The organism is Saccharopolyspora sp. ASAGF58, assembly GCF_012277335.1.
GTDB classification, from domain to species: Bacteria; Actinomycetota; Actinomycetes; order Mycobacteriales; family Pseudonocardiaceae; genus Saccharopolyspora; species Saccharopolyspora hattusasensis.
Map to the genome: position 1 here is coordinate 3,722,393 of NZ_CP040605.1, position 15,910 is coordinate 3,738,302.

Genomic DNA, 15,910 nt, shown 5'->3' on the forward strand with positions numbered 1-15,910 from the left:
ATTGAAATCGGACCTTCGATTTCAATGGAAATTGCGGCCCCCTTCCCACACCGCACACGCACACGCACACGCACACGCACACGCACCCACACACGCACACGCACCCACACACGCACACGCACACGCACACGCACACGCACACGCACTGACGCCATTGTCGCAGCGGGCGGCCCCGGGAATCGCCAGCCGCGGCTCAAAGGGACTTGAGCTGTGGCCAGATCTCCGCCCAGGTTCCGCGTTTTCCGGTGCAGAGCCAGATCGGGACCTCGCCGTTGCCCACCTGCCGCACCTCGGCGAACTGCTGCCGCAGCGCCGTCGAGTCGCCGACGACGAGCACGGTCTCGATCCGCTCGGTCGGCGGCGGGAAGTAGCCGTAACCGCGGTGCGGGCTGAAGACCTCCGGCAATTCGTGTTGCGCCCCACCGGCTTCGAGCATCGCGGCGATGACGTAGCTGTCGCCCACGACCGCGGTGCGCGAGCGCTGTGCCGGCGGCAGCGCAGCGTAGGCGGCAGAGGCAGCGCGGGCCAGCGAATCGGCCGTCGGAACCCCGAACATCGACGTCGTCATCACGGACACCGACATCATGTATCCCGCCGCCGCGGCCGAAAGCGCGACGGACACCGACAGCATGTATCCTGCCGCCGCGGCCGAAAGCGCGTACACCGGCCAAGCCGTCCAGCCGAACCGGGTGCGCCGGGACTCCCGGCGCCGCTGGAACCCCACGGCCCCGGCGGCGATCGACACGCCGTAGAGGCCGATCAGGTAGTACGGCCGCGCGGCGGTCGCGACGAAGAAGACGTACAGCAGCAAGGTCGTGATGGCGAGGAACCGGTACGAGCGCAGCTCGGGGTTGCGCAGGAGCCGCCACAGCCCGAACAGGAACAGCGCGGCGCCTGCGACGCCGGCGTAGAGCACCATGGTCACGGCGGTTCCGCTGCGGCCCCCGGACAGCATCGGCGACTCTTCCGCGACGACCGCGCCCATCTGCAGCTGCGGCCAACCGTGCAGCGCCTGCCAGAGCACCGTCGGCACGGCGATCACCGCCGCGATGCCGACGCCGCCCCAGAACTTCGGTCGGCGCAGGACGTCCCTCGGGCCGACCAGGAGAACGCTGCTCAGCAGCGCCACGCACAGGATCGCGACCTGGAACTTCAACTGCATGTTGATGCCGAGCAGCACGCCGAAAAGCAGCAGCAGCCGATCATCGGGGTGGCCCAGATCGCGCAGCCGAACCCAGCGCACCAGCGTCCACGTGAGCAGCAGCCACAGCAGCGGTTCGAACGTGTAGGGCGTGATCCAGTGCCCGACCAGCGCGGTCCACAGGCCGGTGGCGCCGGCCCCGGCGGCCAGCGCCTGGGCCCGCCGGTCGCCGCCGAACTCGCGGGCGAGCAGCGCGGTCAGCACGACCAGCGCGGCGGTCGCGAGCACCGCGGGCAACCGGAGCACGAGCATCGACCCCGGTGCGATCCAGTCCATCGCCGCGGCGATCAGCGGTGCCAGCGGCGGCTGGTCGACGTAGCCCCAGTCCAGGTGGTGCTTCCCGGCCGCGAGCATGTACGCCTCGTCGATCCAGAAGCCGCCGAACGGGCTGAACGCCAGCTGGGCGGCCGCGACGAGGCCGGCGATGGTGAACACCGGCCACTTCGCGAGCGGCGGCAGTCCGGGTTCGGCAGGCGGTGCTGGCTGCGGGCTTAGCAGCTCGGCGCGCATCGTTCCCCCAGGTCTCGGTTGGATTGTGCACCCATTGAACCCGGATTGATCATCTCGGCGACACCGCGCTTGGTAGCGGTTCCACGGGCCGAAAGTTGTGCCGCCCGGTGGCAGGCGCAACTTTCGTATCTGCCTCGTGGCCGCGAGTGGGTACTTCGCCGATTCCCAAGACGCGGTTAACTACGGTGGTCCACGTGAAGCGCCCGTTGTGGCGGCTGCTGTGGAACTCCAAGCGGGAAGCCGCGTTCGACGTCGGCCTCGTGATCGGATTGCACCTGCTCGGCCGCGTCCTCGAAGCCCTCTTCCCCTCGGAAACCCCGCCCGAGGCGTACGACTGGGTCGGCGGGCTTTGGCCGAACGACCTGCTGATGACAGGGTTATTGCTGTCGTTGCTGGTCAGGCGGCGCTTCCCGGTGTCGGTCATGGCATTCAACACGGCGCTGTCGATTGCGCAGGTGCTGCTGATCGAGGCCGGGCCGGGGCCGCTGCTCGCGATCAACCAGAACAGCGATCCGTGGATCCCGGGCCTCACGCCGTGGGTCATCTACGCCGTCGCGGCCTACGCGCGGGGCCGCGTCAGGCAGTTCTTCGCCTGGGACATGGTGGCCATCACCACCGTGCTCGCGGTCCGCCCCTGGGAGCAGTTGAACGGCGACGTCATCGTCGTGGGGGTCGTCTGGACGATCCTCCCGGCCGTCCTGGGCCTCTACATCGGCGCTCGGCGCCGCCTGGTGCTGGCGTGGCAGGAACGCGTCGAGCGGGTCGAGTACGAGCAGGAACTGCTCACCGAGCAGGCCCGGGCCGACGAGCGGACCCGGCTGGCGACCGAGATGCACGACGTCGTCACGCACCGGGTCAGCCTCATGGTGCTGCAGGCGGGCGCGCTGGGGATCGCGGCGAACGACCCGGAGACCAGGCGGGCGGCGGAGGAGCTGCGCACCAGCGGCTGCGCGGCGTTGGAGGAGCTGCGGGACCTCGTCGGCGTGCTGCGGCGCGGCGTGGCGGACGAGGACGGCCTGCCGGACGCGACCCCGCCGACCGAGGTGCCCGACCTGACGGAGCTGATCGGGCAGTCCGAGGCCGTCGGCGTGCCGGTGGAGTTCACTGTGGACGGTGCTGCGGCGATGGTCTCGGCGGCGGTCGGGCGGACCGCCTACCGCGTCGTGCAGGAGGCGCTGACGAACGTCCACAAGCACGCGTTCGGGGCCCGGGTGAGCGTGCACGTGATCTACAGCGACGACCGGTTGCGGTTGGTCATCCGCAACACCGAGCCGCCGGGCCGCGCCGCCGCGGACCTGGCGGGCAGCGGATCGGGGTCCGGGCTGCTGGGGCTGCAACAGCGGGTGGAACTGGTCGGCGGTACGTTCCACGCCGGGCGCGGTGCCGACGGCGGCTTCGAGCTGGACGTGGTGCTTCCTGCGTACGTGCCCACTGGGGAGGCGGTCGGCGATGAGTGATCCGATCCGGGTCGTCGTGGTGGACGACGAGCCGATGGTCTGCGCGCACCTGCGCACCATCCTCGGCTCCGCGGACGACATCGAGGTGGTCGACGACGCGCAGGACGGCGCGGCGGCCGTCGAATGCGTGGTGCGGCACCGGCCCAACGTGGTGCTGATGGACCTGCGGATGCCCGGCGTGGACGGACTGACCGGCATCGAACGCATCTGCAAGCTGCCGGACCCGCCGGCCGTGGTCGCGCTGACGACCTTCGACGCCGACAAGTATGTGCTGCGCGCGCTGCGGGCCGGGGCGGCCGGGTTCCTGGTCAAGTCGACGCCACCGGAGGACCTGATCGGGCTGGTGCGGGTCGCCGCCGACGGGCACACGGTGCTCTCCCAGGAGGCGAAGAAGCGGCTGCTCGCGGCGTCCGCCGACGAGCAGAACACCCGGCAGCGGGCCGTGGAACTGGTGCGGGACCTCACCAATCGCGAGATCGAGGTGCTCACCTGCCTGGGGCAGGGCCTGTCCAACGCGCAGATCGCCGAACGCCTCTACCTGTCGGAGGCGACGGTGAAGAGCTACGTGTCGCGGATGCTGGTGAAGCTGTCCTGCGCGAACCGGCTCCAGGCCGGGCTGCTCGCATACGACGCGGGCCTGGTGCCGAGGTAATCCGCCCGGTCCCAGCAGCGGTTACGCCGAGAGGTTCAACGTTCAACCGAGCGGGCTGCGCCGATTGGCTCTGGAAAATTCCGCCGAAGATTGTGTAAACCATGACGTAGCACGTTCCGGTCAAGGCGGTCGGGGCCTTGGAGCGTGCTTGCCATCGGTTCGGGGATCGATGGCGAACACCGGTCGGAGGCGTCCGGCCGAGGTTGAGGTGTCCCCGGTGCAAATCGGGGTGCACCGGGGACATCTTCGTTGGTTGGTGTTCCAGCCTTGGCTTGCTTGGCAGTGCAGGCAGCGGAACCTCAGAGCCCGTCTTCGAACCCACGCAGAGGAGCCATCGTGCCTGGTCACCAGTCGTGAGTGCGAAAACCGGTAAGAGCCGGATTTCGCACTCACGACACCTGACCTGCGGCAACGGCACCCGACACCGGCCGCACCGGAGTTCGAAGTGCTGTTTCTCGGGTGGCAAAGAGAAAGCGGCTGCGCCGTTTGCCCGACGTTGGCCGGTTGCGCAGTGGGCGTTGCGGCTTCGGTCTTGCTGTGGTTTGAGTTCGTGCGGCGTTAGCGGACTCGGTGACGCCACATGCTCTGCTTGTCTTTGCTTGGTTTTGCGGTGGGTGCGTTGTAGCCGGGGCCTCTGAACTCTGGGCCGTGCGGGCGATTGGGCTTCGGCGGGTGCCTTGACCGTGCGGGATCTGCTCGTGGGAAACAGGAAGCGGTCGTCGCCGGCCTTCGAGTTGTGGAAAGTGGTTGCGCAGACTGGTTAAACCGGCAAAATCGGAGGCTATCCCGGTGGGTGCGGGCGCCGTTATCGTTTCGATCAGGTTCGTCGCTGTGCGTAACGGACCCGAGGGAAAGGCAGGCCGCCGGGCCTGATGCGCAGCGACCCTTGGGACAAGGAGAAGCAACGATGGTCGATGCCCCACGTCACCTGGCCCGGCTCGCCGGAGTCACCGCGATCGCCGTCGCCGCGCTTACCACTGCATCCGTCGCGCAAGCGCAGCCGTCGGACGTCATCCCGTACATCGTCGGCGGCGAAGACGCCAACATCGCCGACCACCCGTTCACCGTCGCGCTGGTGACCCCGAGCGGTCAGCAGTTCTGCGGTGGCTCGCTGGTGGCCCCGAACAAGGTGCTCACCGCCGCGCACTGCACCGTCGGCTCGCAGCCGGCCGACATCAACGTGGTCAGCGGCCGCACCGTGATCAGCTCGGACGAGGGCACCGTTTCGAAGGTGACCGACGTCTGGGTGCACCCCGGATTCCAGGGCGCCTCGCGGGGCTTCGACGTCTCGGTGCTCACCCTCGAAGCACCGGTGCAGGAGGCCCCGATCGAGCTCGCCAAGGCCGATGACCCGGGCTACGCGCCGGACACCCCGGCGACCATCCTGGGCTGGGGCAACACCTCCGAGGGCGGCCAGCAGGCCGACAACCTGCAGAAGGCCACCGCGCCGGTGACCTCCGACGACACCTGCAAGGGCGCGTACGGCGTGTACAACCCGGACGCCATGGTGTGTGCCGGGGTGCCGGAAGGCGGCGTGGACACCTGCCAGGGCGACTCGGGCGGCCCGATGGTCGTGGAGAACAAGCTGATCGGCGTCACCTCGTGGGGCGAGGGCTGCGCCCGCCCGGGCAAGCCGGGTGTGTACGCCCGCGTCGGCACGTACCACGACGACATCCAGGCGCAGATCGGTTCCTGACCGGCCAGCACCGGCCGAAGGCCGTGGGTGGTTCGCCGCCCACGGCCTTCACTGCGCTTTGCGCAACCACACCGCCAGGTCGAGCTCGGGTTCGGCGTGCTCGACGAATTCCTTGGGGGCGCTGGCGGATTCGGCGACGTCGACGGCCAGGACGGCGGCGGCGATCTCGTCGACGTGCGCCAGCAGCGCCTCGCGGAGTTCGCCGGTCGCCCGCCAGCGCAGCGCGATCCGGTCCGCGATGTCGAGCCCGTCCTGCTTTCGGCAGTCCTGCACGAAGCGGATCGCCTCGCGGGCCAGCCCCGCGCGCTTGAGTTCCGGGGTGATCGAGGTGTCCAGCGCGATGATCATCCCGCGCTGCGACTCCACCACCCAGCCGGTGCGCGGAACCTCGCTGATGATCACGTCATCGCTGGTGAGCGGCTCGGTCTTGCCGTCGACTTCGATCGCGGCGCGCCCCGTCGAGCGCAGTTCCCGGGCCAGCGCGGCCGGATCCGCCGCGTTGACCGCCGCCGCGGCCTGCTGGGTGCGGTTGCCGAATCGCTTGCCCAAGGCCCGGAAGTCCGGCTTCACCGACACGTCCAGCACTTCGCCCGCTGCGTCGAGCGGCTCGATGCGCCGCACGTTCAGCTCCTCGGCGAGGTCGGCGAGCAGCTCCGGCGGCAACGCGGCGCTGACCAGCGCGCGGCCCAGCGGCTGGCGCACCTTGATGCCGCTGCTCTTGCGCGCCGCGCGGCCGGCTTCGGCGAGCTGGCGCTCGGTGTCCACTTGGGACAGCAGGGCGCCGTCGACCAGCGCCAGATCCGGGAGTGGCCAGGCCGCCAGGTGCACCGACTCCGGCGCCTCGGGTGCCCCGGGGCGGACGACGTCCTGCCACACCCGCTCGGTGATGAAGGGCACGAACGGCGCGAGCAGCCTCGTGAGCACGTCCAGGCAGTCGTACAGCGTGCTCAGGGCGTTGACGTCGCCGTCCCAGAACCGCTGCCGCGAGCGGCGGACGTACCAGTTCGACAGGTCGTCGACGAACTCCGCCAGCGCCCGACCGGCGCCCGCGGTGTCGTAGGCCTCCAACCGCACGTCGACCTGCCCGGCGAGCCGGTTGAGCTTGGCGAGCACCCAGCGGTCGAGGATCGGGCGCTCGGCGGGCGGATCGGCATCCGCCGGGATCCAGTCGGCGAGCGAGGCGTAGCGGGTGAAGAACAACGCGGTGTTCCAGTACGTCATGAGCACCTTGCGGACGATCTCCTGCAGCGGCCCGTGCCCCACCCGCCGTGCCGACCAGGGCGAACCGGTGCAGAGCATGAACCACCGCAGGGCATCGGCGCCGTGGGCCTCCATCAGCGGCAGCGGCTCCAGCACGTTGCCGAGGTGCTTGCTCATCTTCCGGCCGTCCTCGGCCATGATGTGCCCCAGGCACACCACGTTCTCGTACGCCGAGCGGTCGAACAGCAGCGTCCCGACCGCCATCAGCGTGTAAAACCAGCCGCGGGTCTGGTCGATCGCCTCGCAGATGTACTGCGCCGGGTAGCTCGTCGCCAGCTCCGCGGCGCTGCCCGGGGCGTGCGGGTAGCCGAGCTGGGCGAAAGACATCGAGCCCGAGTCGAACCACGCGTCGATGACCTCCGGCACCCGCGCGGCCGAACGCCCGCAGGCCGGGCAGGGGAACTCGATCTCGTCGAGGTAGGGCCGGTGCGGGTCCAGCTCGGTGAAGTCCTGGCCGGTCAGCTCGCCGAGCTCGGCGCGGGAACCGACCGCGGTGACGTGGTTCTCCGGGCACCGCCACAGCGGCAGCGGCGTGCCCCAGTAGCGGCTGCGCGACAGCGCCCAGTCGACGTTGTTGTCCAGCCAGTTTCCGTAGCGGCCGTGCTTGACGTTCTCCGGGAACCAGTTCGTGCGCTCGTTCTCGCGTTGCAGCGCCTCCCGGATAGCCGTGGTCCGGATGTACCAGGACAGCTGCGCGTAATACATCAGCGGCGTGTGGCAACGCCAGCAGTGCGGGTATGGGTGCTCGAAAGTGCTGTAGCGCAGCAGCAAATCGCGGTGCTGGAGGTCTTCGACGAGGACCCCGTCGGCGTCCTTGAAGAACATGCCACCGACCAGCGGGACGGCCTCGGAGAACCGGCCGTTGCCGCCGATCGGGTTCACCACCGGGAGGTCGTTCTCGCGGCAGACGGCGAGGTCGTCGGCCCCGAAGGCCGGCGCCTGGTGCACCAGGCCGGTACCGTCCTCTGTGGACACGTACTCGGCGAGCACGACGCGGTGCGCGTCCGGGATGTCGATCAGGTCGAACGGCCGCCGGTACCGCAATCCGGCCAGCTCGGTGCCCGGTAGCGTCGCGAGCACCTCGCCGTCCTCGCCCAGCACCGCCTCGACCAGCGGTTCGGCCACCACGAAGGTGCCGCGCACGGTGCGCACCACCTGGTAGTCGACCGCCGGGTGCACCGCGACCGCAGTGTTGGACACCAGCGTCCACGGCGTGGTCGTCCAGATCAGCAGCTCGACGTTGTGGTGCCCGGCGACCGGACCGTCGACCGGGAACCGCACGTAAACCGACGGGTCGTGCACGTTCTCGTAGCCCTGCGCGACCTCGTGGTCGGACAGCGTCGTCTCGTCCCGCGGGCAGTACGGGGCCACCCGGTAGTCCTCGACCAGCAGGCCGACGGTGAAGATCTGCTTTAGCGCCCACCACACGCTGTCCACGTAGCCCGGCGACATCGTCCAGTACGCCTCGGACAGGTCGATCCAGTAACCCATCCGCCTCGTCACGGCCTCGAACTCGCCGACGTAGCGCTGCACCGACTCCCGGCAGCGGGCGTTGAACTCGGCGACGCCGATGCGCTCGATGTCCGGCTTGCCGCTGATGCCGAGTTCCTTCTCCACGGCAAGTTCCACCGGCAGCCCGTGGCAGTCCCAGCCCGCGCGGCGCGGGACGGAGAAGCCCTTCATCGTCTTGAACCGCGGGAAGACGTCCTTGAACGCCCGCGCCTCGACGTGGTGCGTGCCGGGGGTCCCGTTCGCCGTCGGCGGGCCCTCGTAGAACACCCAGCGCGGACCGCCCGCCGACTGGGCGAGGCTGCGCTCGAACACCTCGCGGGCGCGCCACCACTCGATGATCTGCCGCTCCATCGCGGGCAGTTCGATCGTGGGTGCGACTGGCCGAAACGGCGTACCCGGCTGGTGCATCCCTATATGCTCACATCTTCGGGGCGTTCGGACCCAAGGAGTTTCCCGCGACGCTGCGTCCGGGCCCGGCCGCGGTGGAGGTGCGAATGGCGTTGCCGGTGGTGTCCGAGGAAGTCCGGCGCGCCGTCGCGCAGCGGCGCCCGGTCGTGGCGCTGGAGTCGACGATCATCACCCACGGGCTGCCGCGCCCGGACAACGGCGAGGTCGCCCGGGTCGCCGAGCAGCAGGTCCGGGCCGCCGGCGCGGTGCCCGCGACGATCGGCGTCATCGACGGGGTCGCGACGGTCGGCCTGACCGGCGCGCAGCTCGACCGGCTGGCCGGCGACCGTGCCGCGGTGAAGGCGAGCGTCCGGGACCTGCCGATCGCCGCCGCCAAGGGGCGCAACGCCGGGACCACCGTCGCGGCGACGTCGTTCCTGGCGCACCGTGCCGGAATCCGGGTCTTCGCCACCGGCGGGCTCGGCGGGGTGCACCACGGCGCGGCGACCAGCTTCGACGAATCCGCCGACCTGGTGACCCTGGCCGCGACGCCGCTGGTGGTCGTCAGCGCCGGGGCGAAATCCATCTTGGATGTCGCCGCGACGCTGGAGCGGTTGGAGACGCTGAACATCCCGGTGCTCGGCTACCGGACGCTGCGCTTCCCGGGTTTCTACGTCGCCGATTCCGGCCACGTGATCGAGCATTCCGCCGGCGCACCGGCCGAGGTCGCGGCGGTGGTGACGGCCCGCGACGAGCTGGGCCTGCGTTCGGCGGTGCTGGTGGCCAATCCAGTGCCGGCGGACGAGCAGCTGGACCCGGCGCTGCACGACCGGGCGCTGGCCGAGGCCTGGGAGCAGGCCCGGGAGCAGGGCGTCAGCGGCCACGACATCACGCCGTTCCTGCTCGACCGGATGCGCACCGCAACGGGCGGCCGGAGCCTGGCGGTCAACATCGCGGTGTACCGCAACAACATCGCCCTGGCCACCGAAATAGCCACCGCCCTGGCCGGGTAAAGCCCGGGGGGATCGACTCGCGCGGCGATCGCAGCGTGCCGACTTGGTGTTCGTTTCCACAGGTCAAGTCCCGTGAGCGATATTGGGCGCCGTAGGCCCCAGAAGCACTCACGGGCTTGTTGGAGCAGCCCTGCCTGCGTCTCCTGGACGAGCTGCGCGGGCCCGGCTCGCCCGCTGTACTGTTCAGTAGGTCGTGCGGGGGAGCGCGGCGGCAACGGAGCAGGAGGAACTTCGGCGTGAAGGCGGAACCGGCCACCGCTGAGCAGGCGGGCAGCGGCCAGAACGTGGTCAAATCCGCCGACCGCGCGCTGGTCATCCTCGAGCTGCTCTCCCGGGGCCGGCACCGGCTCAGCGACATCGCCGAAACCCTCCGGCTGCCACTGTCCAGCGTGCACGGCCTGCTCGGCACCCTGGTGCACCGCGGCTTCGCCGAGTTCGACCAGACCACCCGCACCTACGGGCTGGGGCTGAAGGCCTGGACCGTCGGACAGGGCTACACCGGGCACCGCGACATCGTCGGCCTGGCGCTGCCGCTGATGGAGCGGCTCGCGCAGGAGACCGGCGAGACCGTGCAGCTGTCCCGGCTGGACGGCATCGAGAACGTCTACATCGCCATCGCCGAATCGCCGCAGCCGATGAAGCTGGTATCCGCGGTCGGCATGCGGCTGCCCGCGCACGCCGTCGGGCTGGGCAAGGCGCTGCTGGCCGGGCTGTCCGACGACGAACTGGAGCGCCGCTACCGCGACGTGGAGCTGGCGCCCTTCACCGAGCACACCGTGACCGATCCGACCGAGCTGCACGCCGAGATCGAGCAGGCCCGGGTGCGCGGTTTCGCCGTCGACGACGAGGAGTACATCGTCGGCTGCCGCTGCGTCGCGATGCCGATCCGCGACCACTCGGGCGAGGTCGTGGCGGCCATGTCGGTCTCCGCGCCGACGCCGCGCTGCGGGCCGGACTGGGCCGATGAGACCCGCACGCCACTGTCCAATGTGGTCGCCTCCGTCGAGCACCAGCTCCGCCGCTGATCAGGCTTCGTGAGTGCCAAAGCCGGTAAGAACCGGTTTTGGCACTCACGAACCGAACTGGATGGAGCGCTTGGCCAGGCCCCACCAGAAGCCGTCGATGGCGATCTTCTGCTGGTCGAGGTCCTTGCCCGCCGCGCCCAGCGCCACGAACAGCGGCGCGAAGTGCTCGGTGCGGGGGTGCGCCAGGGCGCCCGCCGGGGCCTTGTGCTGGAAGTCGAGCAGCGCGTCCACGTCGCGCGCTTCGAGGGCCCGCGCGCCCCAGTCGTCGAACTCCGTCGACCAGCTCGGCGTGGTCTCGGCGCGCAGTGCGGCGAGGTTGTGCGTGAAGAAGCCGCTGCCCACGATGAGCACGCCTTCGTCGCGCAGCGGTTCCAGCGCCCGCCCGATGCGCATCAGCCGCTCCGGCTCCAGCGTCGGCATGGAGATCTGCAGCACCGGCACGTCGGCGTCCGGGTACATCTCCTTCAACGGCACGTACGCGCCGTGGTCGAGGCCGCGTTCCGGGAAGTCCTGCACCGGCGTGTCCGGGCTGCGCACCAGCGAGCGCACCCGGGCGGCGAGTTCCGGCGCGCCGGGCGCGGCGTACTGGACCGAGTAGTAGTGCTCGGGGAAACCCCAGAAGTCGTACACCAGCGGCACGGTCGTGGTGGCTCCGATCGCCAGCGGCGCCTCCTCCCAGTGTGCCGAGACGATCAGGATGGCCTTCGGCTTTGGCAGGTCGCGGGACCAGGCCGCGAGCTGGTCGGGCCACTGCGGGTCGTGGGCCAGCGGCGGCGCGCCGTGGCTGAGGTAGAGAGCGGGCATCCGGTCCGCCGCCGGTGCGGTCATGGCGATCCTCCTAGTTCGAATTTGAACCACACCCCAAGTTACGCTGTCGTTCGAATTTGAACAAGCTAGGGTGGTGGCATGACGGAACCGCGCTGGCTGGACGCCGACGAGATGGCCGCCTGGAACGCCTTCGTGGAGGCGAGCAACCTGATCGCCCGGCGGGTCGAGCAGCAACTGCGCGAGCAGGCGGGGCTGTCCCACCCGCAGTACGAGATCCTGGTCCGGCTTGCCGCCGAGCCCGACGGCGAGATGCGCATGACCGAGCTCGCCCAGCGGGTGGTGACCTCGAAGAGCGGCCTGACCTACCAGGTCACCCAGCTGGAGAAGGCAGGGCTGGTGCGCCGCCGGACGTGCGACACCGACGACCGGGGCGTCGTCGCCGGGCTCACCGGAGCGGGCCGGGAGAAGCTGCGCGCGACCGCGCCCGGTCACGTGGAACTGGTCCGCGCGAACCTAATCGACGTGCTCGACCGCGACCAGTTGCGCGCCATCGCGGAAGGGCTCGGCGCGGTGACCCGCGCGCTCCGAGCTTGACGGCCGGCTCCGCCCGTGAGGTCCGGCTCCGCCCGTGAGGTCCGGCTCCGCCCGTGAGGTCCGGCTCCGCCCGTGAGGTCCGGCTCCGCCCGTGAGGTCCGGCTCCGCCCGTGAGGTCCGGCTCCGCCCGTGAGGTCCGGCTCCGCCCGTGAGGTCCGGCTCCGCCCGTGAGGTATTGCCTTCCGGGCCGGTTCCGTGGAAGGTCGGAGGGTTGCCGTTGCGACCTGGTCTCGGGGTGCACCCGCATCCCACCCGGCCGACCAGCCGTGACGGCATGCCGGAGGAAGTCGCGTGGGTCGGCCCGTGGCTGGTCCCGGCCGACGAGATCGCCGACCCGCAGGCGCTGCAGCTGCGCTCGTTCGTCAACGGCGAGGCGCGGCAGGACTCCAACACAGCGGACATGATCTTCGGTGTCGCGGAGATCGTCCGGCACCTGTCGCAGTACCTGACGTTGGAGCCGGGCGACCTGGTCAACACCGGGACGCCGGAGGGCATGGCGATGTCCGGGCGGTTCCCGTACCTGGCGGCCGCCGACGTGATGGAGCTGGAGATCGACGGCCTCGGCCGCCAACGCCAACAACTCAAGTCCGCCTGAGAAACGCCTGTTCCTGGGCTCGTTCGCAGCAGAGAAGACGGAGGCCCGGCACCGACCCCTCTCGGTGCCGGGCCTCCGTCGTTGTGGAATTCCGCTGCGCCGACCCCCAGTGCGGCGCTGCCGATTCCAGATCAGGCGGCCAGCTTGCGCGGGCCCACGCGCTGCGGGAACAGACGTCGTCCGACGCCGCGCCCGGGCAGGACGCAGCGGTGGTGGTGCGCATGATGCTTCGCGAATCCTCTCCAGGCGGGCTGCGGTGCCCACGCCACCGCAGCCCGCGTCCGTGCGAATTGCCCCGAGTTCACCGGGCGGTCGACGATGGACCGCTACTCGGGCGAGGCAGATCATTACACCGCGCCGCACGGGTTTCCAGCACTTTCCGGAAAAATTCCGCAGATCATTAGTTCTAACACGCAGATCAGTTCGGCACACTACACTCCGGCGAGAAAGGGAAGAGAGAAGGAAGCAGCCGTGCCGTTAGCCGGAACCGCAAGCTTGCCCGCGACCGACCTGCGCAGCCGCCTGCTGCAATCACCGGCTGCGCTGCTGGACACCACAATGGACCAATTGCGGACGTTGGTCCTGGTGCACGAGGTGGGAACCGCGCTGGCCGCGGCGCGATCGCTCGGGCGGGAGCAGTCCAGCGTGCAGAAGCAGTTGGACACGCTGAACCGGAACTTCAAACAGCTGTGCGGAGAACCACTCGTCGTAAAGCAGGGGCGCGGAAAGAAGGTGTTGTTCACAGCCACCGGTGAAGCCTTCGTGGAGATCGCGCGGGACACCTTGGCGGACTGGTTGGACGGCGTTCGCGAATCGAGACGACTTCGCGGTGAAACGGTTACGGTCGGCACCACTCGCTTCACTCTCGGTTTCCTCGCCAATGCGGGAGAACACGTGGCCGAGGAATTCCAGGAACGCGGAATCGATTTGCGCGTCACGCACTTGCGGACCCGCGAGTTGCTGGACGCATTGCGCACGAAGCAAGCGGATCTAGTCTGCGGTAGCGTGCTGATCGCGGAGGACGACTCGGTGCTGGCCGAATTCGACGTGATGGAGTGGCGGCGCAGCGGTCTGAGCCTGGTCACGAACTTATCCGGCGAACAGTTGCCGAACCGCGTGATGCGCGCGAGTGAACTGCACGCGGTGCCGCTGGTGGTGCCGGCGAGCGGACTGATCTCCGGATTCCTGCACGGCTGGTTCGGCACCGACTTCCGCGACAAGCTCGACATCGCCGCCGAGATCGACGACGTCCGCTACGGGTTCGACCTGCTGCGTTCGGAGCTGCTGCACGGCTGCATGATCGTCACGCAGGGGGTGGGTGAGGCGGCCGGCGACGGTCGGCTGCCGGAGGGCCAGGGCCTGCGCACCATCGAGCTGGTGAACGACGTCGGGCCGAAGATGCAGGTGCTGGTGGGTGCGTTCACGCGCCGAGGCGAGCGGCAGGGCTACTACGCCGAGCACCCCCTTAATCTACTGTGGACGGCGCTGGAGCTGGAGAACGCCAAGTGGAAGAGCGGCGAGGTGGTCCCCGCCAAAGCATCCTGACGGTCCGCAATTTCAATGGAAATCGGACCTCTGATTTCCATTGAAATTGCGGAAGTTATCCACAGTTTGGGGCGTTATCCACAAGTTGGGAAAATTGCCCACAGATTCTAGGGGTTGCCCACAGGTTGTCGGGGTTTTCCACAGGTTGTGGGGGTTGTCCGCAGTCTGTAAGTCGTGATGCCGGTTTTCGTTGGTCTGCCTGGGTTTTCGCATGGAACATTCGGGTCAAGATTAACGTGAAAGCCTTTCGTTTTTATCGAGCTCGTCGCGCACATGCTGCTGGGCACCCGGCCGCCGCACTCCGACGACCAGCTCGCCAAGTACGGCCGCCTCGCCCTCGAAGACGCCAAGACCTATGTGGACGGGATCAACGAATACACGCCGAGGAGATCGGGGCGGGGGCGCGGGCGATGATCGACGGCGGTTTCTTCGAGAACCATCCGGGCGCGTGGTTTGGCGGTTTCCCTCGCGGGAGTCCTAATTGGACGTGAACGCCCAAGCATGCACGGCAACTGCCGTGGTCGGCCTACTTCGTGACCAGGCCGATGTCGAGGTTCGGGACCTGGTTGATCCTGCAGCCGGTCAGCGCGACGACGGCGGTTGCCGTGCCGTCGGCCGGGTCGGCGTCGGAGTCGGTCTCCGGCGCGCCGACGTGCTGCGGCGAGAACCCCATGCCCTCGGGCGGGACGAAACGCAGGACGTAGGTGCTGGTTCCCTGGTTGGGCATCGCGTAGTGCCCGGTGCCGTCGGTACCGCTGCCCCACCTGCCGATCCAGAACTGGATGGCGGGCAGCAGCGGCTCGTCCGCCTGGCGTTGCCCGTCGGCGTTCACGTCGTGCCAGGTTACGCCGGTGATGTCGCTGCCCAGCTTGCCGAAGTCGGCGCGGCTGGTGCCGCCGGGACGCACATCGACGACCACCTCGCTGGGAGTGGTCGGCTGATAGCCGATCGGGTTGATGCCGACCCGGTACTGGCCGGGTGGCACGTCGGGAATTTCGTACGTGGCATCGGGATTCGTCCCAACCGTCGCCACCCAGCTGCCGTCCAGGTCGTACAGCCCGACGGCGCTGCCGCCGCCCGGCTCGCCGGGCTGCCAAGCGCCGTCGACGTTGCGGTCGAAGAAGTGCATCCCGCGCACGGTCCCGGTCGCCGGTTGGGCCACCGCCGGCACCGTCGTCCCCAGCAGCGCCAGCGCGCCCGCCGCCACGAAAATCGCGGTTCTCCCGGTCATCACGCCTCCGATCGCAGCCGAAACCCGTTCTGCGGCGTAGACGCGCGGTCCTGGGCTTTGGTTGCCCGGTGGAGGCGGATTCGGGTTCCCGTGCTCCCGGTGGGCCCTCCGCTCATCCCGGCTACCACTGGTTCAGCGGCGGACCAAGCAGGTGACGTGGTGAGGAGGGAGGCGGGACGCGCGGAGACCAGTTTCAGGTCCAGCGCGGGCGCGCCTTCGAACAGCCGCTCTCCGGCACCGAGTGTGACCGGGGCGATGTGGGTGCGCAATTCGTCGATGAGTCCGCCGCGGAGGTACTGGTTGATCGTGGCCGCGCCGCCGGAGATGGCGACATCGCGGTTCCGGACATCCAGGCGTGCGGCCGCTCGACCGGGCCGGTGCCGAAGGGCTTCTCGCGGGGTCTGACCGGGGCCTCGAAGCCGTCACCCGGGACCAGGTCGGCGGGTCTTCCACCGTGATGCGGA

General features: G+C 69.4%; 14 protein-coding genes. 9 read left to right on the plus strand and 5 right to left on the minus strand.

Features of this window, described 5'->3' with window-relative positions:
* Positions 1-193: 193 nt before the first annotated feature.
* Positions 194-1,711 (minus strand): glycosyltransferase family 39 protein, encoded by a 1,518-nt coding sequence (locus FDZ84_RS17805; protein WP_168586837.1) that lies wholly within the window; start codon positions 1,709-1,711, stop codon positions 194-196.
* A 194-nt stretch (positions 1,712-1,905) separates the two neighbouring features.
* Between FDZ84_RS17805 and FDZ84_RS17810 the strand changes: the two genes are divergently transcribed.
* From FDZ84_RS17810 to FDZ84_RS17820, 3 genes are all read left to right on the plus strand, one after another.
* Positions 1,906-3,168: a sensor histidine kinase gene (locus FDZ84_RS17810; RefSeq protein ID WP_168586838.1), complete on the plus strand. Its 1,263-nt coding sequence runs from the start codon at positions 1,906-1,908 to the stop codon at positions 3,166-3,168.
* Positions 3,161-3,820, plus strand: a complete 660-nt coding sequence (locus FDZ84_RS17815) for a response regulator transcription factor (protein ID WP_168586839.1) — start codon at positions 3,161-3,163, stop codon at positions 3,818-3,820. Before FDZ84_RS17810 ends, FDZ84_RS17815 begins: the two co-directional genes overlap by 8 nt.
* A gap of 907 nt (positions 3,821-4,727) precedes the next feature.
* A complete protein-coding gene (locus FDZ84_RS17820) occupies positions 4,728-5,516 on the plus strand; it encodes a trypsin-like serine protease (RefSeq protein WP_168586840.1) in 789 nt (262 codons plus the stop codon).
* 48 nt (positions 5,517-5,564) lie between these two features.
* Here the strand turns inward: FDZ84_RS17820 and ileS are convergent, their stop codons facing one another.
* Complete coding sequence (ileS, locus tag FDZ84_RS17825) at positions 5,565-8,696, minus strand: isoleucine--tRNA ligase (RefSeq protein ID WP_168586841.1); 3,132 nt, start codon at positions 8,694-8,696, stop codon at positions 5,565-5,567.
* 80 nt (positions 8,697-8,776) lie between these two features.
* On the opposite strand from ileS, the gene FDZ84_RS17830 reads away from it, so the two are divergent.
* Together FDZ84_RS17830 and FDZ84_RS17835 are read left to right on the plus strand one after the other, a co-directional pair.
* Positions 8,777-9,688, plus strand: a complete 912-nt coding sequence (locus FDZ84_RS17830) for a pseudouridine-5'-phosphate glycosidase (protein WP_210435721.1) — start codon at positions 8,777-8,779, stop codon at positions 9,686-9,688.
* 236 nt (positions 9,689-9,924) lie between these two features.
* Positions 9,925-10,713 carry an IclR family transcriptional regulator gene (locus tag FDZ84_RS17835; RefSeq protein ID WP_168586843.1) on the plus strand — a complete coding sequence of 263 codons (789 nt, stop codon included), beginning with the start codon at positions 9,925-9,927 and terminating at the stop codon, positions 10,711-10,713.
* Positions 10,714-10,758: 45 nt separating this feature from the next.
* Here FDZ84_RS17835 and FDZ84_RS17840 read toward each other — a convergent pair whose 3' ends face one another.
* Complete coding sequence (locus FDZ84_RS17840; RefSeq protein ID WP_168586844.1) at positions 10,759-11,541, minus strand: dioxygenase; 783 nt, start codon at positions 11,539-11,541, stop codon at positions 10,759-10,761.
* A 78-nt stretch (positions 11,542-11,619) separates the two neighbouring features.
* Between FDZ84_RS17840 and FDZ84_RS17845 the strand changes: the two genes are divergently transcribed.
* The 4 genes from FDZ84_RS17845 to FDZ84_RS17860 all read left to right on the plus strand — a co-directional run bounded on the left by FDZ84_RS17845 (position 11,620) and on the right by FDZ84_RS17860 (position 14,629).
* A complete protein-coding gene (locus FDZ84_RS17845) occupies positions 11,620-12,075 on the plus strand; it encodes a MarR family winged helix-turn-helix transcriptional regulator (protein WP_168586845.1) in 456 nt (151 codons plus the stop codon).
* Positions 12,076-12,349: 274 nt separating this feature from the next.
* Entirely contained in the window at positions 12,350-12,670 is a 321-nt protein-coding gene (locus tag FDZ84_RS17850; RefSeq protein WP_371812900.1) for a fumarylacetoacetate hydrolase family protein, read from the plus strand.
* Between the two features lie 471 nt (positions 12,671-13,141).
* A complete protein-coding gene (locus FDZ84_RS17855) occupies positions 13,142-14,215 on the plus strand; it encodes a LysR family transcriptional regulator (protein WP_168586846.1) in 1,074 nt (357 codons plus the stop codon).
* Between the two features lie 273 nt (positions 14,216-14,488).
* Entirely contained in the window at positions 14,489-14,629 is a 141-nt protein-coding gene (locus FDZ84_RS17860) for a hypothetical protein (protein ID WP_168586847.1), read from the plus strand.
* Positions 14,630-14,741: 112 nt separating this feature from the next.
* On the opposite strand, the gene FDZ84_RS17865 is transcribed toward FDZ84_RS17860, so the two are convergent.
* Positions 14,742-15,446, minus strand: coding sequence for an SdrD B-like domain-containing protein (locus FDZ84_RS17865; RefSeq protein WP_246869074.1), 705 nt, complete (start codon positions 15,444-15,446; stop codon positions 14,742-14,744).
* The gene (locus FDZ84_RS17870; RefSeq protein ID WP_168590149.1) at positions 15,446-15,799 is read right to left on the minus strand and encodes a dihydrofolate reductase family protein; all 354 of its coding nucleotides are present in this window, start codon (positions 15,797-15,799) and stop codon (positions 15,446-15,448) included. The genes FDZ84_RS17865 and FDZ84_RS17870 overlap by 1 nt, the downstream gene beginning before the upstream one ends.
* Between the last annotated feature and the right edge of the window lie 111 nt (positions 15,800-15,910).

Coding starts and splice junctions, on each gene's coding strand:
- FDZ84_RS17805 (WP_168586837.1), bottom strand. CDS start 1,711: ATGCGCGCCGAGCTGCTAAGCCCGCAGCCAGCACCGCCTGCCGAACCC.
- FDZ84_RS17815 (WP_168586839.1), top strand. CDS start 3,161: ATGAGTGATCCGATCCGGGTCGTCGTGGTGGACGACGAGCCGATGGTC.
- FDZ84_RS17820 (WP_168586840.1), top strand. CDS start 4,728: ATGGTCGATGCCCCACGTCACCTGGCCCGGCTCGCCGGAGTCACCGCG.
- ileS (WP_168586841.1), bottom strand. CDS start 8,696: ATGCACCAGCCGGGTACGCCGTTTCGGCCAGTCGCACCCACGATCGAA.
- FDZ84_RS17840 (WP_168586844.1), bottom strand. CDS start 11,541: ATGACCGCACCGGCGGCGGACCGGATGCCCGCTCTCTACCTCAGCCAC.
- FDZ84_RS17845 (WP_168586845.1), top strand. CDS start 11,620: ATGACGGAACCGCGCTGGCTGGACGCCGACGAGATGGCCGCCTGGAAC.
- FDZ84_RS17850 (WP_371812900.1), top strand. CDS start 12,350: ATGCCGGAGGAAGTCGCGTGGGTCGGCCCGTGGCTGGTCCCGGCCGAC.
- FDZ84_RS17860 (WP_168586847.1), top strand. CDS start 14,489: ATGCTGCTGGGCACCCGGCCGCCGCACTCCGACGACCAGCTCGCCAAG.
- FDZ84_RS17865 (WP_246869074.1), bottom strand. CDS start 15,446: ATGACCGGGAGAACCGCGATTTTCGTGGCGGCGGGCGCGCTGGCGCTG.